This is a genomic window from Sphaerisporangium sp. NPDC005288 (assembly GCF_040607475.1).
In the GTDB taxonomy this organism is placed as follows: Bacteria; Actinomycetota; Actinomycetes; order Streptosporangiales; family Streptosporangiaceae; genus Sphaerisporangium; species Sphaerisporangium rhizosphaerae.
Genome location: NZ_JBEXGT010000106.1, coordinates 1 through 3019 on the forward strand (window position 1 = coordinate 1; position 3019 = coordinate 3019).

Below are 3019 nucleotides of genomic sequence, written 5' to 3' on the forward strand. Positions count from 1 at the left end.
GGCCGAGGCGGTCACCACGCTGGTGGGCAAGTACCACGACGAGGGGGCCGCGGGCGGGCGCGACCACCGGGTCATCGTGGCCGTCCACCCGAGCATCACCCGTGACCCCGTCGAGACAGGCGGCCCCGGCGAGACCGGCGAGACCGGCGCCACCCCGACCGCGACCAAGGACGCGACCAAGGAGCAGTGAGCGGCATGCGGCACGAATTCGAGGTGCGCGAGGAGATCGCGCTCGACGCGACGCCCGAGGAGGTCTGGGAGGCCATCGCCACCGGGCCGGGCATCGACTCCTGGTTCATGGGGCGCAACGAGGTCGAGCCGGGCGTGGGCAACACCGTGCGCCACAGCCTGATGGGGCACACCACGAACGCCACGGTCACCGCGTGGGAGCCCGGCAAGCGGTTCACCTACCAGAGCGAGCAGAACCCCGACGGCACGTTCATGGCCTTCGACTACCTCATCGAGGGCCGCGAGCGGGGCAGCACCGTGCTGCGGCTGGTGCACAGCGGCTTCCTCGGCGACGACTGGGAGGCCCAGTATGACGCGCTGAAGAAGGGCGACGGCATGTACATGCGCAAGCTCGCCGCCTACCTCAAGCACTTCCCCGGGCGCACCTCGACCTTCGCCTTGCTGGTCCCCGGCCCCCAGGTGCCCGGGCACGAGCAGGTGTGGACGGCGTTCAAGAGCGCGCTGGGCGTGGCGGGCGAGATCACCCCCGGCACGCCGGTGCGTCTGTCCGTGCCGGGGCTGCCGCCCGCGGACGGCGTGGTCGAGAGCACCGAGTACCCGAGCATCCCCAGCGTCTGCACCGGCGACGCGCTCTACACGTTCATGCACGGCTACCGCGACACGGTCGTGGTGGAGCAGCACGGCTTCACCGAGGGCGCCGACGTCGAGGCGACCGAGCAGGCGTGGAAGTCCTGGCTGGCCCAGGCGTTCGCCTGAGCGCCCGCCGTCGGCCGGCCTCGCACCCCGTCTGGGGGACGGCCGGCGCCGGGGCGTGAAGTCCGCCGGACGGGACGTGGCGGTCACGTCCCGCCCGGCGGCCGGGCTCCGCCCCGCCCGGCCGCGTCGCGCGCCGGGCGGCCCTCGCCTGCCGGCGGAACCCAGGCGTTCGGGCCGGCGTTCAGGCCAGCTTGCCGAGCCAGGCCTGCCAGGCGTGCTCGCTCTCTTCGGCGTCCGCCGGCGCGAACAGGTGGTGGCCGATGACGAGCGTGTCGTGCATGCCGAGGATGAAGCGGTAGAGCGCGTCGCCGGTGCGCACGCCGAGGAAGCCCGGGGCGACGTAGTCGGCGACCCCTTCGACCGGCGGCAGCCCCTCGGGGGTCAGCCGCACGCGGTCGCCCGCGGAGACCGGGCCGGCCAGCCCGAGGCCGCGCTCGAGGACCTCCCACGCGGGCTCGGCGCCGCCCGCGGACGGGCGCGCCCCGAAGACGACCGTGGCCGTGCGGCCGGGGAAGTGGGCGAGGTACTGGCCGAGGCTGTGCAGGTACAGGTCCCAGCCGCGCCGGAGGGCGTCGTACTCGCTCTCCCAGTCGTCGCCGAGGACGCCGCTCTGCACCAGGCGCAGGACGGTGGTGCCCTGCCCGCGCCCCTCGATGAGGTACTCGAAGGCCATGAAGAGCCCTTCGGGGCTCTCGGGGCTGCGGAAGGCGAAGCGCCGGGCCGGCTCCCACGCGGTGACGGTGGCCTCGGAGGGCGGGAAGTCGCCGAAGTACTGCCGGGCGGATCCGCCGACACGCGGCTCGATCTCGTTGCGTCCCATGAACCAGGAGTCGGCGCCGGGGCCGGTGGCGATCGCCTCCCACACCTGCTCGGGGGTCGCCTGCAGCGTCACCTGCTTGCGCAGCTCGAACTCGTGCGGCATCGGGAGCTCCTCGTCCTCGGCGCCCACGGGCGCGCCGTCTGGTGTGTCGGTGAGCGAGCGGGTCGCCAGGCGATGGCGGCCGCTCGGAGCATCACGATGCCACCGAAAGTTTAATTTGTCAATACGACTCTAGTTGTCGGTGATGGTCGCTCGCCGGATGGCCGCTGGAATGCCGCTGTGCGCCTTGCCGAAGGGGTGGATTCTCGGCCTGGGTGCCGGGCGCGCGTCCGCCGTGGCCGGTCAGCGCCCTTCGCCGGCCCAGGCGATGTGACCGGCGTCGGGCGGGGCGTCCGGCAGGTGGACCACCGCCTGGGGAGGGCCGGTCAGGTTGTGGGCGTCGAGCACCAGCAGCTCGCCGCGGCGGCGGGCCAGGTCGCGGGCGAGCACGATGACCCAGCCGTCCCCTTCCAGGGCGCCGGGACGCGGCACGAAGACCGGCCGCCCGGCGCGCCGGCCCGGGCCGAGCTCGCGCACCTGCGTGACGCCGGCCGCCAGGTCCAGCCCGATGACCGCCTGCCCGCCCGCCGCGCGGGCGAACACCAGCTGGTGCCGCAGGCCGGCGCGCCGCGGGTCGGCCGACGCCTCCGCCGCCGAGGCGATCAACGTGCGCCCCGAGGCCGTGCCGGTGGCGAGGTCCAGCGTCCAGCGGTGCACCGACGCGGGCCCGGCGTCGCGGTCGCGGTCCCACCAGGGGGTGTCGAAGGCGCGCTCGTGACGGACGACGTCCACCACCACTCCCCGCCCTCGGTCGTCGTAGGCGTTCACGGCCTCGAACACGTAGCAGGGGTCGATCGGGAACCAGATCGGCCCGGAGGGGTCCCAGGCGTCCCGCCGCAGCAGGCCGATGCGGGCGGGGCGGCCCGGCCGCCAGCGGTAGGGCGAGCCGGAGCCCATCATCGCGGCGGCGCGGTGGTGGGTGACCGGAAGGTCGAACACCACGACGAACCGCTCGGTGACCGCCACGGCGTGCACGAGCGGCGCGCCGGGGAGCGCGAACGGCCGCACGTCGCGCACGCCGCCCTCCGGCCCGAGGACCAGGTGCTCGGCGATGTCGGACCCGGGGCGCACGGCCACGGTGTGCCACGCGCCGCCGGCGTGGTCGCGGACCGGGGCGGCGACCTGCGCCCCCGGGGCGGCGGCCCCCGCGCCGGG

At 75.0% G+C, this 3019-nt stretch carries 3 protein-coding genes and 1 pseudogene; 2 read left to right on the forward strand and 2 right to left on the reverse strand.

Translation table 11 applies throughout. The features are described from left to right. Positions 1 to 190: pseudogene (locus tag ABZU32_RS40830) on the forward strand (hypothetical protein); the annotation flags it as partial. A 5-nt stretch (positions 191 to 195) separates the two neighbouring features. Next, positions 196 to 945 (forward strand): SRPBCC domain-containing protein, encoded by a 750-nt coding sequence (locus tag ABZU32_RS40835; RefSeq protein ID WP_354932143.1) that lies wholly within the window; start codon positions 196 to 198, stop codon positions 943 to 945. A 181-nt stretch (positions 946 to 1126) separates the two neighbouring features. Here the strand turns inward: ABZU32_RS40835 and ABZU32_RS40840 are convergent, their stop codons facing one another. Both ABZU32_RS40840 and ABZU32_RS40845 read right to left on the reverse strand, forming a co-directional pair. Next, positions 1127 to 1867: an SRPBCC domain-containing protein gene (locus ABZU32_RS40840; RefSeq protein WP_354852668.1), complete on the reverse strand. Its 741-nt coding sequence runs from the start codon at positions 1865 to 1867 to the stop codon at positions 1127 to 1129. 240 nt (positions 1868 to 2107) lie between these two features. Beyond that, a partial coding sequence (locus ABZU32_RS40845) for a carotenoid oxygenase family protein (protein WP_354932146.1) occupies positions 2108 to 3019 on the reverse strand: 912 nt, incomplete at its 5' end.